Below are 15,090 nucleotides of genomic sequence, written 5' to 3' on the forward strand. Positions count from 1 at the left end.
AGTCACGCCCAATGCCCGGCGCAGGGACAGTACCTGGCTGCCCATCAGGTCTCCTCTTCCATACGGATGGCCTTCCTGAGGTCCTCGAACGCCTCGCCGGGTTGGTTCTCGTGCATCTCCAGCAGCGCCGCGGCGATGGCATCGAGCTTGCGCTGGATCGCATGCTCGGCCCGCCGCTCCGAGTTCTTGAGCAGGGCCAGGAGCAGCAGAGTGACGGCAGTCATCGATTCTCCGGCGAGGAGCAGCCACTCCTCGGAAAGCTTCAGGGCGTGGACGATGGCGACGAGTGCCACCAACGCCAGACACCCCCCGAAGAACACGGGTGAGCTGGTGAAGTTCGATACCCGCTCCGCCAGCCGGGCGAACAGTCCGCGCTCGTCGCCACCGCGGTCGGCGGGATGCTGAAAAGTCATGCGACGTGCCTACCCCACAGCGTCGTACGCGGCCGCCGGGGCCGCGCATGCCTAGGCACCGAACCGCCGGGTGGCCGTCGCCATGTCCGCTTTCGGGTGACCCTCGTGGCCCGGCGCCGCCATCGCCGATCCGGCGTACTCGACGATCACAGGCGGCCAGGGAGACCCCTGCCTGAGACGTCGACCGCTGGGAGGCCCGCCATGCACATTCTGCTTGTCGCGACGGCGTTCAACAGCCTCACGCAGCGCCTCCACGCCGAACTGAGGGATCACGGTCACAGCGTGGCGGTGGAACTCGCAGTGCACGGCGAGTCCTTGACCGACGCCGTACGCCGTCACGAGCCCCAGCTCGTCGTCGCGCCGATGCTGAAGACGGCGATCCCGCGCGAGGTGTGGACCGCGTACACATGTCTTGTCGTCCATCCGGGTCCCGTCGGCGACCGCGGGCCCTCGTCCCTCGACTGGGCGATTCACCAGGACGTCGGCGAGTGGGGTGTGACGGTCCTGCAGGCCGACGCGGAGATGGACGCGGGCGACGTCTGGGCCTCAGTCGCCTGCCCGGTGCCGCCGGTGGCCAAGAGCGACCTCTACCGCGGCGAGGTCGCCGACGCGGCCGTGGCTGCGGTGCTGCTGGCGGTGCAGCGGTTCGCCACCGGGACGTACTCCCCGCGGGCACAGACCGAAGGCGGTGCGGGCCGAGCCCGGCCGTATCTCGATCAGAGCGTCCGGCGGATCGACTGGGCTTCGGAGTCCACCGAGACGATCCTGGGCAAGCTGCGGGCCGCGGACTCGCAGCCCGGCGTACTGGACGAACTGCTGGGCGCCGAGTGGTACTTGCACGGGGGCCACCGCGAGTACGAGCTGCGCGGCCATCCCGGCGACCTTCTTGCGACCCGGGCCGGAGCCGTCTGCCGGGCGACGACGGACGGCGCGGTGTGGATTCCCGAGCTCCGGGCCCGGCGCCGGCCGGGGCAGCCCCCCACGTTCAAGCTGCCTGCCGTCACGGCGCTCGCCGGCCGGCTGCCCGCCGTGCCACAGAGCCCGGCGCCGTCGCGTCCGGACGGTCAGCGGCGTGTCTGGAGCGACATCAGCTACCGCGAAGAACGCAATGTCGGCTTCCTCTCGTTCTCCTTCCCCGGCGGCGCGATGAGCACCACGCAGTGCCGGCGCCTGCTGGCGGCCTATCGCGAGGCCTGCTCGCGCCCTACGTCGGTGCTGGTCCTCGGCGGCGGCCGGGTCTTCTCCAACGGCATCCACCTCAATGTCATCGAGGCAGCCGAAGACCCCGGCGCGGAGTCCTGGGGGAACATCAACGCCATCGACGATCTGGTCGAGGCGGTACTGAAGACCACCGACCGGCTGGTGGTCGCCGCCGTCGGCGGGTACGCCGCCGCGGGCGGGGTGATGCTCGCACTGGCGGCGGACGAGGTGTGGTGCAGAGCGGGTACCGTGCTGAACCCGCACTACCGGCTGATGGGGCTGTACGGCTCCGAGTTCTGGACGTACACGCTGCCTCGCCGAGTCGGTCCGGCAGTCGCCGAGCGACTGATGCGCCAGGCTCTGCCCGTCAGCGGGACGGCCGCGCAGCGGCTGGGCCTCGTCGACCGTCTCGTCGAGTGCACCCCACAGGAATTCGCCTCAGAGGCCGCCCGGCTCGCCGGACATCTCGCTTCCCTGCCGGCCGTGCAGGAACGGATCGCCGCGAAGAAGGCCGAACGGGACCACCAGGAGAGCCTCAGGCCGCTCGCCGCCTTCCGGGAGGAGGAGCTGGCCCATATGCGGCGGGCGTTCTTCGACCCGTCGGCCCCGTACCACGCGTTGCGTCGCGCATTCGTCCGCAAGGAGAAGCCGCTGCGAACGCCGCCGCATCTGGGCGTTGCGGTGCCGGGAGCGCGCGTGACGGATCAGCTCCGCTCCGAGCCCCTTGTCACTGGACCGGCCCCCGAAAACTCGGCCCCGGAGCCGAATGCCTGTTACCAAGAAGGCTGAGACCGAAATGCCGACTTTCCTGCCATACCTCCCCGAGGGGGCATCCTGATGAATGCAGCCACGCCGACCGCGGCCCAGGACACGGACGCCGCCGGGGGACCTGCCGACGAAGCCTCGCCGATCCATATCCTCTGGATCAACGCCGGGCTGAGCTGCGACGGCGACTCGGTAGCCCTGACAGCGGCCATGCAGCCGAGTATCGAGGAGATCGTCACCGGAGCGCTTCCCGGCCTGCCCAAGATCGCTGTCCACTGGCCCCTGATCGACTTCGAATGCGGTCCGGTCGGGGGAGCGGACACGTTCATCGAATGGTTCTTCAAAGGCGAGCGCGGCGAGATCGACCCGTTCGTCCTGGTGATCGAGGGATCGGTCCCCAACGAGTCGATCAAGCCGGAAGGCTACTGGTGCGGCTTCGGCGACAACCCCGAAACAGGCCAGCCGATCACCACCAGCGAATGGATCGACCGGCTCGCGCCCAAGGCGCTGGCCGTTGTCGCGATCGGCACCTGTGCCACCTACGGCGGGATCCACGCCATGGCGGGCAATCCGACCGGCGCGATGGGTGTGCCCGACTATCTGGGCTGGGACTGGAAGTCCAAGGCCGGCATCCCGATCGTGTGCGTGCCCGGCTGTCCGATCCAGCCCGACAACTTCTCCGAGACCCTGACCTACCTGCTCTACCAGGCGGCGGGCTCGGCTCCGATGATCCCGCTGGACGACAAGCTCCGGCCGACCTGGTTGTTCGGTGCCACCGTGCACGAGGGGTGCGATCGCGCGGGCTACTACGAACAGGGCCAGTTCGCCGAGACGTACGACTCACCCAAGTGCCTCGTCAAGCTCGGCTGCTGGGGTCCCGTCGTCAAGTGCAACGTGCCCAAGCGGGGCTGGATGAACGGGATCGGCGGCTGCCCGAACGTCGGAGGCATCTGCATCGCCTGCACGATGCCGGGATTCCCGGACAAGTTCATGCCGTTCATGGACGAACCGCCCGGCGCGAAGATCTCCAGCGCCGCCAGCGGGGTGTACGGCACGGTGGTCCGCCGACTGCGGTCCATCACTGCCAGGACGGTGGACAAGGAGCCGAAGTGGCGCCACACGGGGGAGAAGCTGACCACCGGTTACCGGCAGCCCTGGTGATCCCCTGCCCCATCCGCATGAGACCTCCCAGCGCGACCCAACTCCAGCTTGAAGAAGGGCACGGCACTCACGATGGCACCGACGACGAAGGCGGCCGGCGACGGCAGTGGCCTGATGGAAATGTCCTGGGATCCGATCACGCGGATCGTGGGCAGTCTCGGTATCCACACAAAGATCGACTTCAAGCAGAAACGGGTCGCGGAGTGCTACAGCACCTCGTCCGTCTTCCGCGGCTACAGCGTCTTCATGCGCGGCAAGGACCCCCGGGACGCGCACTTCATCACCAGCCGGATCTGCGGGATCTGCGGCGACAACCACGCCACCTGTTCGGTGTACGCGCAGAACATGGCGTACGGCGTGAAGCCCCCGCATCTCGGTGAGTGGATCATCAACCTCGGCGAGTCCGCGGAGTACATGTTCGACCACAACATCTTCCAGGAGAACCTGGTCGGGGTCGACTACTGCGAAAAGATGGTCCGCGAGACCAACCCCGGCGTCCTCGAACTCGCCGAGCGCACCGAGGCACCGCACGCGGGAGAGCACGGCTACCGCACCATCGCCGACATCATGCGGTCACTCAACCCCATCGAGGGCGAGTTCTACCGCGAAGCCCTCCAAGTGAGCCGCTACACCCGGGAGATGTTCTGCCTGATGGAGGGCCGCCATGTGCACCCCTCCACGCTCTACCCGGGCGGAGTCGGCACTGTCGCCTCCGTACAGCTCTTCACGGACTACCTCAGCCGCCTCATGCGCTACGTGGAGTTCATGAAGCGCGTCGTCCCCCTGCACGACGACCTGTTCGACTTCTTCTACGAGGCCCTGCCCGGCTACGAGGAAGTCGGCCGCCGACGAATCCTGCTCGGCTGCTGGGGAGCCCTCAACGACCCCGAGTACTGCGACTTCACCTACGCCAACATGACCGGCTGGGGGCGGCGGATGTTCGTCACCCCCGGCGTCATCGTCGACGGCAAGCTCGTCACCAACGACCTCACCGAGATCAACCTCGGCATCCGCATCCTGCTGGGGAGCTCGTACTACGACGACTGGCAGGGCCAGGAGCAGTTCGTCACCCACGACCCGCTCGGCAACCCCGTCGACCCGCGTCACCCGTGGAACCAGCACACCATCCCGGCCCCGCAGAAGCGGGACTTCAACGACAAGTACAGCTGGGTGATGTCGCCGCGCTGGTTCGACGGCAAGGACTATCTGCCGCTGGACACCGGCGGCGGCCCGATCGCCCGCCTGTGGTCGACGGCATTGTCCGGCCTCGTCGACGTCGGCTACGTCAAGGCCACCGGAAACAGCGTCGTCATCAACCTGCCGCGCACGATGACCAAGCCCGAGACCACCTTCGAGTGGAAGATCCCGCGCTGGAGCAATGCGCTGGAACGCAACCGCGCCCGTACCTACTTCCAGGCCTACGCCGCGGCCATCGCCCTGCACTGCGCCGAGAAGGGCCTGGAGGAAGTGCGGGCCGGCCGCACCCAGACCTGGGAGAAGTTCGAGGTGCCGGACCAGTCCATCGGCGTCGGCTTCACCGAGGCCGTACGTGGTGTCCTCTCCCACCACATGGTCATCAGGGACGGGAAGATCGCCAACTACCACCCGTACCCGCCCACTCCGTGGAACGCCAGCACGCGCGACACGTACGGCACACCCGGCCCGTACGAGGACGCCGTGCAGAACACGCCCATCTTCGAGGAGAACTCGCCGGAGAACTTCAAGGGCATCGACATCATGCGCGCGGTTCGCAGCTTCGACCCGTGCCTGCCCTGCGGCGTTCACATGTACGTCGGCGGTGGTAAGACCGTGAAGTCGATGCACGTGCCCACCGGCCTGAGCGGTCTGGCCGGATGAGCGCGGCAGCCCGCACCACGGCCCCGCCGAAAGACGGCGCCACCGGGGTCATGAACGCTGAGCAGGCAGGACGGCGCGTGGAACAGGTCCTCGACAGGCTGGCCGCCACCGGTGACGAATCGGCACGTGCCGGGGCCGAGGAACTGGTCCGGGTCCTGATGGACTTCTACGGAGCCTCGCTGGCCCGGATCGTCCGGCTGCTCGACGCACCCGGCGCCGACAGCCGCCTGTCCGTCCTGCTCGAAGACGAACTCGTCTCGAGCCTGCTCCTCCTGCACGACCTGCATCCCGAGAACGCAGGCACGCGCATCGCCCGTGCCCTGGACGCGGCCGGTGACCATGTATGGGAGGTGGTGGGCTTCGACGACACCTCCGGAACGCTGCGCCTGCGGTCCGCCGGTAGTGGAGGCTGCGGATGCGCCGCCACGAGCGCGGCGGCACTACAGGCCGTCGAGAACGCTCTCACCTGCTTCGCGCCCGAAGTGACCGCTGTGGAAGTGGAGACGGGCGCCGCCGCCGGGGAGCCCGCGCTTCTCCAGATCGGAACGCCTCCCACCTCCCGCAACGGGTCCGGACCGGCCGGGGGAAAGGCGCGGTGAGCGCCTCTCGGCTCCGGCCGCGGCCTCCTGCGCCGCTGGTTGGTGAAGTCCGCGGACTGCGCCGGTTTCTGACGGAGCGTCCAGTACCGCAGGCGAGTTGCGAACTGTGCGGAGCGGTGGTCGCCGAAGACAGCCACCGCCACCTGGTGGACACGGACAAGCGTGCACTTGCCTGCGCCTGCGTCTCCTGTGCCCTCCTGTTCGAGCGGCCCGGCGCCGCGGGCGGCCGCTTCCGCGCGGTCCCGGACCGCTATCTGGCCGACCCTGACCACCGCCTGGACGACAGCGCGTGGGACGTTCTGCAGATCCCGGTCGGTGTCGCGTTCTTCTTCCGCAACGCGGCGCTCAACCGCCTGGTGGCGCTCTACCCGAGTCCCGCCGGCGCGACCGAGAGTGAACTCGAACCCTCGGCATGGCAGACCGTGCTGGGCAACAGCCGGCTGGCCGCGCTCCTCGAACCCGACGTGGAGGCGCTGCTGTTGCGCCGTACACAGGGCGGTGGCCGGCCCGAGTGCTACCTCGTCCCGATCGACATCTGTTACGAACTGGTGGGCCGCATGCGCCTGTTGTGGCAGGGCTTCGACGGCGGAGCCGAGGCCCGGGCCGATCTGGAGGCATTCTTCGAGCAGGTCGGCCGCCGCGCCCGGGCGGTGCCGGGGGAGGGCCGGCCATGACGGAGTTCGCTTTCACGTGTACGGGCGTACGAGCCGACCCGTACGCGGCCGGTCCGACGCTCGTCTTCAGGCTGCGCATCACCGCGTCCGACAACGCCCGCGTTCACGCCCTGGCCCTGCGCTGCCAGATCCGCATCGAGCCCGCGCGGCGCGGCTACGAGCCGGCGGAGGCCGATGCGCTTGCCGACCTCTTCGGCGACCGCTCGCGCTGGGGCAGCACGCTCCAGCCGGTTCAGTTCGCCCAGGTCTCGCACATGGTTCCCGGCTTCACGGGGGAGACGGAGACCGACCTCGCCGTGCCCTGCACGTACGACATGGACGTCGCCGCCACCCGGTACTTCAACGCCCTGGAGGCGGGCGAGGTGCCGCTGCTCATGCTGTTCTCCGGAACGGCATTCACGGGAGCCGGCGGCTTCCGCGTCGAGCCCGTGCCCTGGGACCGGGAGGCGGCCTTCCGGATGCCGGTCGAGGTGTGGCAGGAGATGGTCGAGCAGCACTTCCCCGGCTGCGGCTGGATCCGGCTGCCCCGCGACACCGTGGACGCACTGCTCGCCTTCCGGTCACAGCGGGCACTGCCCTCCTGGGAGGCGGCCGTACGGGCCCTATTGGCCGAGGCCGAAAGGCCGGTGCCCCTTCCGGGGCACGGCCCGGACCGGGCGCTGCTGCCACACGCGACGGGGAGGACGGCGCGGTGACGACAACTGCCTTCGCACCGGAGACGGAAGCCAGGCTGGCCCATGCCCGGCAGGTGGCGGACGCGGTGCTGTTCGAGGGCTATGTGCTCTACCCGTACCGTGCCTCGGCCGCCAAGAACCGGCTGCGCTGGCAGTTCGGTGTGCTCGTGCCGCCCGCGTGGGGCGCCGAGTGCGAGGAGCACGACTTCCAGCACACCGAATGCCTGATGGAGCCGAAGACGGGCGCGAGCCTCGCGGTCGAGGTGCGCTTCCTGCACGCCCAGCGCCGGACCGTACAACAAGCCCTGCCGGGCGGCGGCTTCGAGACGGTGGCGGAACTCCCCTTGGAGGACCGCGTCCTGGTGCCCTGGGACGAGGGCGTCGAAGAGCGAGTCGAAGTGCTCGTCCCGGTGGAGAGTCTGACAGGAGACGGCGTCACGGTCCCCTTCACCCGCCCGGCCCGCGAACAGACCGAGCCCGTCGTGGACGCGGTCGGCCGGACGGTCGGCCGGCTCATTCGCCGATGCGAGGAGATCAGCGGCATCGTGCGGCTGTCCGCGCGTGAACTCGACGGGCCCTACCGGGTGATGTGCCTGACCGCTGTCGTGGAGAACACCAGCACCTGGAGCCCGCCGGACGGCTCGGCCGACCGGGACGCCGCGCTGGCGTACTCACTGCTGGCCGCGCACCTTCTGATGAGCCTCAGCGCCGGATCGTTCCTGTCGATGACGGATCCGCCCCAGTGGGCCAAGGGCGCGATCGCCTCCTGCCGCAACCTGCACACCTGGCCGGTCCTCGCCGGGGAACCCGGCCGCGGGGACCTGGTGTTGTCCTCCCCGATCATCCTGGAGGACCACCCCGCCATCGCCCCCGAGAGTCCAGGAACCCTCTACGACTCCACCGAGATCGACGAGATCCTGGCCCTGCGCACCGCGGCCCTCACCGACGAGGAGAAGCGCGAGGCCCGCGGCACCGACGAACGGGCCGCCGCGGTGATCGACCTGGCCGACTCGATGCCCCCCGAGGTCCTCGAGCGCCTGCACGGCGCGGTGCGTTCGCTGCGGGAGGTGACCGGCTCCGACACGGCGGACGAGGTGCGGCGGCCGGACACCCCCTGGTGGGACCCGGCGAGCGACTCCGGCTTCGACCCGGCCCACGACCGGGTCCTCGTCGACGGCCGGCCGCTGGGCGCCGGGAGCCGCGTACTACTGCGCCCTGGCCTGCGCCGCACCGACGCACAGGATCTGTTCCTGCATGGCCGCAGTGCCAGGGTCGAGGCGGTGCTGCACGACGTGGACGGTGCGGTGCACCTGGCGGTGACCGTCGAGGGCGATCCGGGAGCCGACATCCGCCGCGAGCAGGGCCGCTTCCTGTACTTCCAGCCCGACGAGGTCGTCCCCCTGGAGGACGGATGAAACGGCCACAGGACAGCAGCGCCCGGACTCTGGTCGCCGGGGTCGGCAACATCTTCCTCGGCGACGACGGCTTCGGCGTCGAGACCGTACGCAGGCTGGCCGCGCAACAGCTTCCGGAACACGCCGAGGTCGTGGACATCGGCGTACGGGGCGTCCACCTGGCGTATCAACTCCTCGACGGCTACGACACCCTCGTCCTGGTCGACGCCACGGCACGCGGCGGCGCCCCCGGCACGGTCTACCTGATCGAAGCCGAGCGCTCCGGCGACATCGAGCCCCGGGGCGCCCTGCTGGACGGCCACCGGATGTCCCCCGACGCGGTCCTGGCCCTCCTGGAAACCCTCTGCGCGAGCACCGACGCCCAGCCACCGCGGCGCACCCTGGTCGTCGGCTGCGAACCAGCCGGCGTGGAGGAAGGCATCGGCCTCAGCCTGCCGGTGGCTGCCGCGGTGCCGGAGGCCGTACGGCTGATCCTGGGCGTGCTACGGGACGGCGAGCGGGAATCGTCCGCGCCACCTGCTGCGGTCGGCGAGGCCGCGAAGTGAGGAGACAAGCATGAAGAAGACAATCATCGGCGGCGCGGCCGCCGCGGCTGCTCTGGTGGCCGCTGTGAGACAGTTGCTGCCGGATCTCGCGCGGTACCTGCGTATCCGCAAGATGTGAGCGACGGACTCATAATCCGTCGGCCGTGGGTTCGAGTCCCACCCGCCCCACTCCAGTAGCGCCCTGACCTGCAGAAACGTCCCTCTTGGGGCGTTTAGGGCGCGAACTCGGGCTCAACGGAGAGAATCCGCTGCTCACGGCTTTGGAGCGTAGTGCAGCTCCTGTTGCCCGCGGAGCAGAGGATTTCTCTGACCTGCGGTGATGTCGGCGATCAAGGTCGTTGCTGGCTGGAGGGACTGCCTCTGTCGGGCGCGAACTCAAGATCGAGGGGACGTACAGGGGACACTGGGTGTTGGTAGTGGACCCGCGACCCCGTCTCGTGTGCCCGTTCTGGGGCTGTTCCGGTGGGTGCGGTGTGGTCACCTTGAGATGCCGTCGAGCAAGATCACCTTCGCGGGGCTGCTCGCCTCCGGCATTGGTACTCAAGCGGGAGCAGACGAGGGGGCTGGGCCTGAAGCGGCGGCCCGAACTGATTTGTGCCAGATCCCGGCCGTGAGTGCGAGGACGCGCTGCAGGACGCCGACGATGACACCGGCGGGGGTGCCGCCCTGGTGGCGTTCGAGCCGGTCTGAGCTGCGTGGCCAGGAATGACCATCCCAGTCCACAATGGATTTGGTGAACATGCGCGACGCGGCGTCCACCTCCGCACGCCCAGCGTCGAATCGTCGAACGACACGACACCAAAGAGGAGGGCCCCATGTACGTCGTGGCCCAGCACAAGATCTTGAACCCGGAGATAGCTTTTCCCCGCGGCCAGGCCCTTATCGACGGCATCGGAGCGCCCGATGGCACCCGGGTGCTGCAGTTCTACCCACATGTCGAAGGATCCGCCGTGACGTGCCTCTGGGAGACAAAGTCCGTTGAAGACGTCCAACGCTTCGCCGACACAACTCTCGGGGACTCGAGCATCAACGTCTGCTACGAGGTCGACTCGGAGAAGGCATTCGCCGACCGTCCACTCGGCCTCAGGCCGTCGTCGGCTCCTGCCGCCTGAGATGAATGATCCGAGGAGTTAGTGGTCGTAGGCGGTCAGCGAGCGCATGAAGGGTTGGCCGGTGCGGCCGTTGTGCCAGATCCCGGCCGTGAGTGCGAGGACGCGCTGCAGGACGCGGACCATGACACCGCCGGGAGTGCGGCCTTGGTGGCGTGCGAGGTCGAGTTGGGCTTGAAGGTCTGCTTGACCGACTCGATGGTCTGCCGCAGCGGCCTGAATAGCTCGGACCCGGCCCGCGCGGGCTCGCCTTTGCGGGCCAGCCGCAGCAGTCGGATTCCCCACTGAGTGAGTTCGCGTTCGAACGCGGCGCCGTGGTAGTGGCGGTCGCTGATCAGGGTCTGCCCTGGGTGGGAGCCGACAAGGTGCAGACGAGAGGGCTGGGCCTGAAGCGGCCCGAACGAAAACGGCCCGAACTGAAAACGGTCCGGCTGGCCGTCGCTGACGCGCAGTTCCCCCCGATCGCTCAGGTTTTGGTGGCAGGCTCTCATCGCGGGGTTGCCCGGTGATTGGCTGGAGGCGTACAGGAAACAGCCCGAATTGATAACGGCCCACCTGGGTCGAAGCTGCCCGGATGTCGTCCAAAAGACTCTGGGACGTCGCGAAGACCGGAGCCCGTGGGGCCGCTCGCCGGATCAGCAATGGCGCGTCTGCGGGGCCGATCCTGAGGCCTCATGAGTCGGGTCTGCCCGCGCGAGGGGTGTGCTGGGGCGGTTTCTTCCACCGGTTTGGCTCACCCTGTGGTCACGGCCTGGTCGCCATCCGGCAAGCCTGGGACCGAACTCATCCTCGCCCGCGAGTGGCCGGGCTTGCCGCGGATGCTGGTGGTGATCGGCGCCTCGCTCCTGCTGTCGTTCGGCAACGGCATGCTCAGCAGGGGCCTGCAGCACTTCGACGACTTCCCGGCCCGCGGAGCCGTACTCATACCCACGGGCATGACCGTGTCCTTCATCGCGTACGTCATCAAGGACGCGGACACGCCCTGGCACCGCATCTTCAGCCTGGTGGGGTTGGCCGTGCTCCTCATCGCGACCGTCAGCTTCGTCGGCCTGCGCCAGTTGGCGGCCTCCATGGGTGAGTCTGCGCCGGGCGGCGGGCACGGCCACGGAACAGAGGAGGAGACGAAGCAGGACGAGCACGCTCCCGTCCACCAGGAGCCCTCCCCGCCTGCCGCGCCGAGCCCCGGCGCACCCCCGCCTGACGGCAGCGCAGCAGAAGAACCGGGTCACGACGATAGCCACGCCCACTGACTGAACGGGATCAGCTCGCCGGGCGTACTACACAGCGCCTCGGATATCGTCGCCAGCGGAGGTAAGCGTTCATGGTGCACCGGTACACACGAGCAGTGGGCGTGGCAGCGCGCATCCTGCTTGTCGTCGTGCTGGCACTCGGCGTGTTCATCATGCACACCGTCGGCCACCCGAGCAGCGGCTCCGGCTCCCATATGTCAGCCGCGCCTCATGCGGTGGGCGCTCACGGGGGCGGCACGGTCTCCATGCACGGTGAGCGAGACGGTGGCACCCACGCGGCAACGCCCAGCATCGCCGACCGCCCTGCACACAGCTCCGAGCCGGCCAACGCTGTGTCGGCGCCGTACAACCCCGGTCTGGGGATGGACATGACGTCCCTGTGCTTGGCGGTGCTCGGTGGCTGGGCGCTGGCCTCTCTGCTGTACGCGGCGTTCGCCGCACGGCGCGATGGGCTGCCCGATCTCGGCGCCCGGGTGTTCATGCTCGTACGCCCCGATCCTCCGCCAAGACCGCCTGACCTGGCGCAATTGTCGATCCTGCGGATATAGGCCGACCCGCCCGCGCGGGCGGGCCCGTGAGGGCTGCCCGCCGAGACGACGACGCATCTATCCGCAGAATCGACCAACGAGGTACACAGCACATGACCGTCTGCAAGCGTTCCTTCCGCATGCCCCACCAGCGCGGTGTCGCGGTAGTGGCAGCCGTCGCTGCCGCGACCCTGCTGCTCGCCGCTTGCGGCGGCAGCGACACCTCCGGCGCCGGGCACGAGGGCCACAACTCCGCCGACACTCAGGAGTCGACGAAGTCGCCTGCCGTGGGCGCATTCAACGACGCGGACGTGACGTTCGCCCAGTCGATGATCGTCCACCACCAGCAGGCCCTGGAGATGTCCAGGCTGGCCGACGGCCGGGCGTCCGATCAGGAGATCAAGACCCTGGCTGGGCAGATCGAGAAGGCTCAGGATCCCGAGATCAAGACCATGCATTCCTGGCTCAAGACATGGGGCAGGTCGGAGTCGTCCGGCATGGACCACGGCGGCATGAATCACGGCGGCGGCTCGATGCCCGGGATGATGTCCGAAAAGGACATGGCGGACCTCACGGCCGCCAAGGGCAAGGACTTCGACCGCAAGTTCGCCGAGCTGATGATCGCCCACCACAGCGGGGCGATCGACATGGCGAAGGACGAGCAGAAGAACGGCGGCGACGCCGCAGCCAAGAAGCTCGCCGACGACGTCATCAAGAACCAGTCCACCGAGGTCAGGCAGATGCAGGGCATCCTCGACCGGCTCTGATGCGCCCCATGCTCAACACTGTTCCGGGCCTTCCGCACGAAGGCCCGGAACAGCGGCGGAAACTCGACTGCGTCAGTGGTGGCGCGGACGACGGCGTGCCCCCTGCCGAAGCCGATCATCCACTCGGCGAGGGGCGGTGAGCAGGCTACAACCTGCTCATCGACGACGAGCTGGAGGACTGTCAGTACGACAAGGCTCCTGCCGGCATCCGGTGGGAGCCTTGCGTCAGTCCGCCGCGTCGGGATCGGCCTCTGTCGCAACCGGGCGCATCCCGGCCAGGGTGACCGCGACGAGCCGGTGGACCGCCGCCTTGGAGGGCAGGCTGCCGGCTGCGGTCAGCGCGTGCAGGCAGTAGTTTGCGAGCTCGCCGGGCGCGATGTCGTCCCGGAGGTCGCCCGCCTGGGCGCCCTCGGCCAGCAAGCTTTGGATCATGCCGTGGAGTTGCTGCTGTGCGTGGGTGACGTGCGGGTCTCGGTGCAGGAACGCCGCGAGTTCGGTCTCGCGGTGCCCACGGGACTCGTAGGCGATGAGGGCGAACGCCTTCAGCACGGCTTCGAGCCGTTCGCCCGAGTCGTTGGCCTGGTCCCGGACTTCGGCGAGCAGACCGAGGTGCTCGGTGATCTGCCGTTCGTGCCAGGCGAGCAGGATTGCTTCGACGTCCGGGAAGTACTTGTACAGCGTCGCACGCCCGATGCCGGCTTCCTTGGCGATCTGCGACATCGTCACGGACGTCGGCCCGTGCTCGGTGACCAGTGCCGCGGTGGCGTCCAGGACCGCGGCACGCACCGCTGCGCGGTGCGTATCGATCGTCTCGTTCCACAGCTTCGGCACGGCCTCAGTGTACGACCCGACGACATAGAGACAGTATGGGTTGACAGTGACAAAGTGTATCGATAAAGCTGGTGTCGTCACGGGGTCCGGGACAATCGCGGCTACGGGAAGGACACGAGCATGGATGGCTCCCCTCGCCGCCGCGGATGCTGTCCGCGGCCGGATGCTGGACGTGAGGTGCGGAACCGGCGAGCACACACTCATGGCGGCCGGTCTCGGCCTGGATCCGACCGGCATTGATCTCGCTGCCCGGGCGCTGCGCACCGCCGGGACAAGGCGCGCGACCGGGGCCGTACCGCGCGGTTCCTCCTCCACGAGGCCCGGCAACTGGCCGATCTCCAGGAGCCCTTCGGCACCGTTCTCGACTGCGGGCTCTTCCACATCTTCGACGACGACCGCGCGACATACGTCGCCGGCCTGCGCTCCGTGGTCCGGCCGGAGGGCCGCTACTTCATGCTCGGCTTCAGCGACCGACAGCCGGGCGAGTGGGGCCGGGTGCGAAAGCTGACGCGGGACGAGATCGAAGCGTCATTCGGCGACGGGTGGCGCATCGACTCCATCGAGCCCGACACGATCGACATCGCCACCGACCCGGACGGCGTTCGGGCCTGGCTCGTCGCCCTCACCCGCATCTGAACACGAATCAAAGGAATGCCATGCTGACCGCCGAAGCCCACGTCGAGACCGAACGCCCGAGCCGGTATCTCGTCCAGCTCTGCAAGCACTTCAACAACAAGGGCCGACACCTGGGCCACCGGCCCCGCGCCCATCAGGGCGGTGACGCGCAGGCGCTGCGTGAGATGCAGGCGGTGGCCGCCCAGGCAGTCGTCGAATCGTCGGACACGCACGGAAGTGTCAGGCTTCCCTGGGGCCGGTGCACCATGCAGGCCACCCCGAACGTGCTGACACTGCGCGTCGAAGCTGCCGACGAGGAGAACCTTCGGAAGCTGCAGGACCTTGTCGGCGGGCATGTCGAACGCTTAGGCAGACGCGAATGGCTGAAGGTGACCTGGCAACGGCTTGAAGCATCCACACCCCCACCCGGCAAAATCATCAACACGACACCCGTGCCTGAAGAGGGAGCCGTAGGGCGCCGACGACACGTCGGGACGATAGGCCTTGTCGCGGCCGTCGTGCTCGTCATAGCCGTGCACCTGGGACTGGCTGGAGCACTGCTGGCGAACTGGCGATGGACTTGGGCAGCCGGCATCGTCCTGGCGATCGTCCTCGTCAAGGTCATCGTCCTCGCTGGCCTGGGCCGCCTCGCCTTCCGCCGCGCCTCCAAGTCCCGCTGAACTTCCGG

17 protein-coding genes are annotated in these 15,090 nt (G+C 68.6%); 15 read left to right on the forward strand and 2 right to left on the reverse strand.

Annotated elements, in window-relative coordinates:
• Positions 1-44: 44 nt before the first annotated feature.
• Positions 45-413 (reverse strand): low affinity iron permease family protein, encoded by a 369-nt coding sequence (locus OHA61_RS37030; RefSeq protein WP_406306729.1) that lies wholly within the window; start codon positions 411-413, stop codon positions 45-47.
• A 201-nt stretch (positions 414-614) separates the two neighbouring features.
• Here OHA61_RS37030 and OHA61_RS37035 point away from each other — a divergent pair, with 201 nt between their 5' ends.
• From OHA61_RS37035 to OHA61_RS37095, 13 genes are all read left to right on the forward strand, one after another.
• Positions 615-2,402 carry an enoyl-CoA hydratase-related protein gene (locus OHA61_RS37035; protein ID WP_406306730.1) on the forward strand — a complete coding sequence of 596 codons (1,788 nt, stop codon included), beginning with the start codon at positions 615-617 and terminating at the stop codon, positions 2,400-2,402.
• 48 nt (positions 2,403-2,450) lie between these two features.
• Positions 2,451-3,539 carry a hydrogenase expression protein HypE gene (locus tag OHA61_RS37040; protein ID WP_324978848.1) on the forward strand — a complete coding sequence of 363 codons (1,089 nt, stop codon included), beginning with the start codon at positions 2,451-2,453 and terminating at the stop codon, positions 3,537-3,539.
• A gap of 72 nt (positions 3,540-3,611) precedes the next feature.
• Entirely contained in the window at positions 3,612-5,396 is a 1,785-nt protein-coding gene (locus OHA61_RS37045; RefSeq protein ID WP_406306731.1) for a nickel-dependent hydrogenase large subunit, read from the forward strand.
• A gap of 50 nt (positions 5,397-5,446) precedes the next feature.
• Positions 5,447-5,995, forward strand: coding sequence for a hypothetical protein (locus OHA61_RS37050; RefSeq protein ID WP_406306732.1), 549 nt, complete (start codon positions 5,447-5,449; stop codon positions 5,993-5,995).
• A gap of 56 nt (positions 5,996-6,051) precedes the next feature.
• On the forward strand, positions 6,052-6,669 hold the full coding sequence (locus tag OHA61_RS37055; protein WP_406307601.1) for a DUF5947 family protein: 618 nt from the start codon (positions 6,052-6,054) through the stop codon (positions 6,667-6,669).
• Positions 6,666-7,364, forward strand: coding sequence for a DUF6084 family protein (locus OHA61_RS37060; protein ID WP_406306733.1), 699 nt, complete (start codon positions 6,666-6,668; stop codon positions 7,362-7,364). Before OHA61_RS37055 ends, OHA61_RS37060 begins: the two co-directional genes overlap by 4 nt.
• Entirely contained in the window at positions 7,361-8,758 is a 1,398-nt protein-coding gene (locus OHA61_RS37065; protein ID WP_406306734.1) for a hypothetical protein, read from the forward strand. The genes OHA61_RS37060 and OHA61_RS37065 overlap by 4 nt, the downstream gene beginning before the upstream one ends.
• On the forward strand, positions 8,755-9,303 hold the full coding sequence (locus OHA61_RS37070; protein ID WP_406306736.1) for a hydrogenase maturation protease: 549 nt from the start codon (positions 8,755-8,757) through the stop codon (positions 9,301-9,303). The genes OHA61_RS37065 and OHA61_RS37070 overlap by 4 nt, the downstream gene beginning before the upstream one ends.
• Positions 9,304-9,313: 10 nt before the next feature.
• A complete protein-coding gene (locus OHA61_RS37075; RefSeq protein ID WP_406263816.1) occupies positions 9,314-9,421 on the forward strand; it encodes a DUF6893 family small protein in 108 nt (35 codons plus the stop codon).
• Positions 9,422-10,118: 697 nt separating this feature from the next.
• The gene (locus OHA61_RS37080) at positions 10,119-10,415 is read left to right on the forward strand and encodes a hypothetical protein (RefSeq protein ID WP_406306737.1); all 297 of its coding nucleotides are present in this window, start codon (positions 10,119-10,121) and stop codon (positions 10,413-10,415) included.
• Positions 10,416-11,152: 737 nt separating this feature from the next.
• Positions 11,153-11,662 carry a hypothetical protein gene (locus OHA61_RS37085; RefSeq protein WP_406306738.1) on the forward strand — a complete coding sequence of 170 codons (510 nt, stop codon included), beginning with the start codon at positions 11,153-11,155 and terminating at the stop codon, positions 11,660-11,662.
• 101 nt (positions 11,663-11,763) lie between these two features.
• Positions 11,764-12,210 (forward strand): hypothetical protein, encoded by a 447-nt coding sequence (locus OHA61_RS37090; RefSeq protein WP_406306739.1) that lies wholly within the window; start codon positions 11,764-11,766, stop codon positions 12,208-12,210.
• Between the two features lie 92 nt (positions 12,211-12,302).
• Positions 12,303-12,956, forward strand: a complete 654-nt coding sequence (locus OHA61_RS37095; protein ID WP_406306740.1) for a DUF305 domain-containing protein — start codon at positions 12,303-12,305, stop codon at positions 12,954-12,956.
• A 225-nt stretch (positions 12,957-13,181) separates the two neighbouring features.
• Here the strand turns inward: OHA61_RS37095 and OHA61_RS37100 are convergent, their stop codons facing one another.
• Positions 13,182-13,787: a TetR/AcrR family transcriptional regulator gene (locus tag OHA61_RS37100; RefSeq protein ID WP_406306742.1), complete on the reverse strand. Its 606-nt coding sequence runs from the start codon at positions 13,785-13,787 to the stop codon at positions 13,182-13,184.
• A 426-nt stretch (positions 13,788-14,213) separates the two neighbouring features.
• On the opposite strand from OHA61_RS37100, the gene OHA61_RS37105 reads away from it, so the two are divergent.
• The gene (locus OHA61_RS37105) at positions 14,214-14,423 is read left to right on the forward strand and encodes a hypothetical protein (protein WP_406306743.1); all 210 of its coding nucleotides are present in this window, start codon (positions 14,214-14,216) and stop codon (positions 14,421-14,423) included.
• A gap of 20 nt (positions 14,424-14,443) precedes the next feature.
• On the forward strand, positions 14,444-15,082 hold the full coding sequence (locus tag OHA61_RS37110; protein ID WP_406306745.1) for a DUF2218 domain-containing protein: 639 nt from the start codon (positions 14,444-14,446) through the stop codon (positions 15,080-15,082).
• The last annotated feature ends 8 nt before the right edge of the window (positions 15,083-15,090 follow it).

The organism is Streptomyces sp. NBC_00885 (assembly GCF_045207475.1).
Classification (GTDB): Bacteria; Actinomycetota; Actinomycetes; order Streptomycetales; family Streptomycetaceae; genus Streptomyces.

What these genes read in the sequence shown, in the direction of transcription:
- OHA61_RS37095 (WP_406306740.1), top strand. Translation starts at nt 12,303, where the DNA reads ATGACCGTCTGCAAGCGTTCCTTCCGCATGCCCCACCAGCGCGGTGTC.
- OHA61_RS37060 (WP_406306733.1), top strand. Translation starts at nt 6,666, where the DNA reads ATGACGGAGTTCGCTTTCACGTGTACGGGCGTACGAGCCGACCCGTAC.
- OHA61_RS37035 (WP_406306730.1), top strand. Translation starts at nt 615, where the DNA reads ATGCACATTCTGCTTGTCGCGACGGCGTTCAACAGCCTCACGCAGCGC.
- OHA61_RS37070 (WP_406306736.1), top strand. Translation starts at nt 8,755, where the DNA reads ATGAAACGGCCACAGGACAGCAGCGCCCGGACTCTGGTCGCCGGGGTC.
- OHA61_RS37080 (WP_406306737.1), top strand. Translation starts at nt 10,119, where the DNA reads ATGTACGTCGTGGCCCAGCACAAGATCTTGAACCCGGAGATAGCTTTT.
- OHA61_RS37045 (WP_406306731.1), top strand. Translation starts at nt 3,612, where the DNA reads ATGGCACCGACGACGAAGGCGGCCGGCGACGGCAGTGGCCTGATGGAA.
- OHA61_RS37050 (WP_406306732.1), top strand. Translation starts at nt 5,447, where the DNA reads ATGAACGCTGAGCAGGCAGGACGGCGCGTGGAACAGGTCCTCGACAGG.
- OHA61_RS37030 (WP_406306729.1), bottom strand. Translation starts at nt 413, where the DNA reads ATGACTTTTCAGCATCCCGCCGACCGCGGTGGCGACGAGCGCGGACTG.
- OHA61_RS37075 (WP_406263816.1), top strand. Translation starts at nt 9,314, where the DNA reads ATGAAGAAGACAATCATCGGCGGCGCGGCCGCCGCGGCTGCTCTGGTG.
- OHA61_RS37110 (WP_406306745.1), top strand. Translation starts at nt 14,444, where the DNA reads ATGCTGACCGCCGAAGCCCACGTCGAGACCGAACGCCCGAGCCGGTAT.
- OHA61_RS37040 (WP_324978848.1), top strand. Translation starts at nt 2,451, where the DNA reads ATGAATGCAGCCACGCCGACCGCGGCCCAGGACACGGACGCCGCCGGG.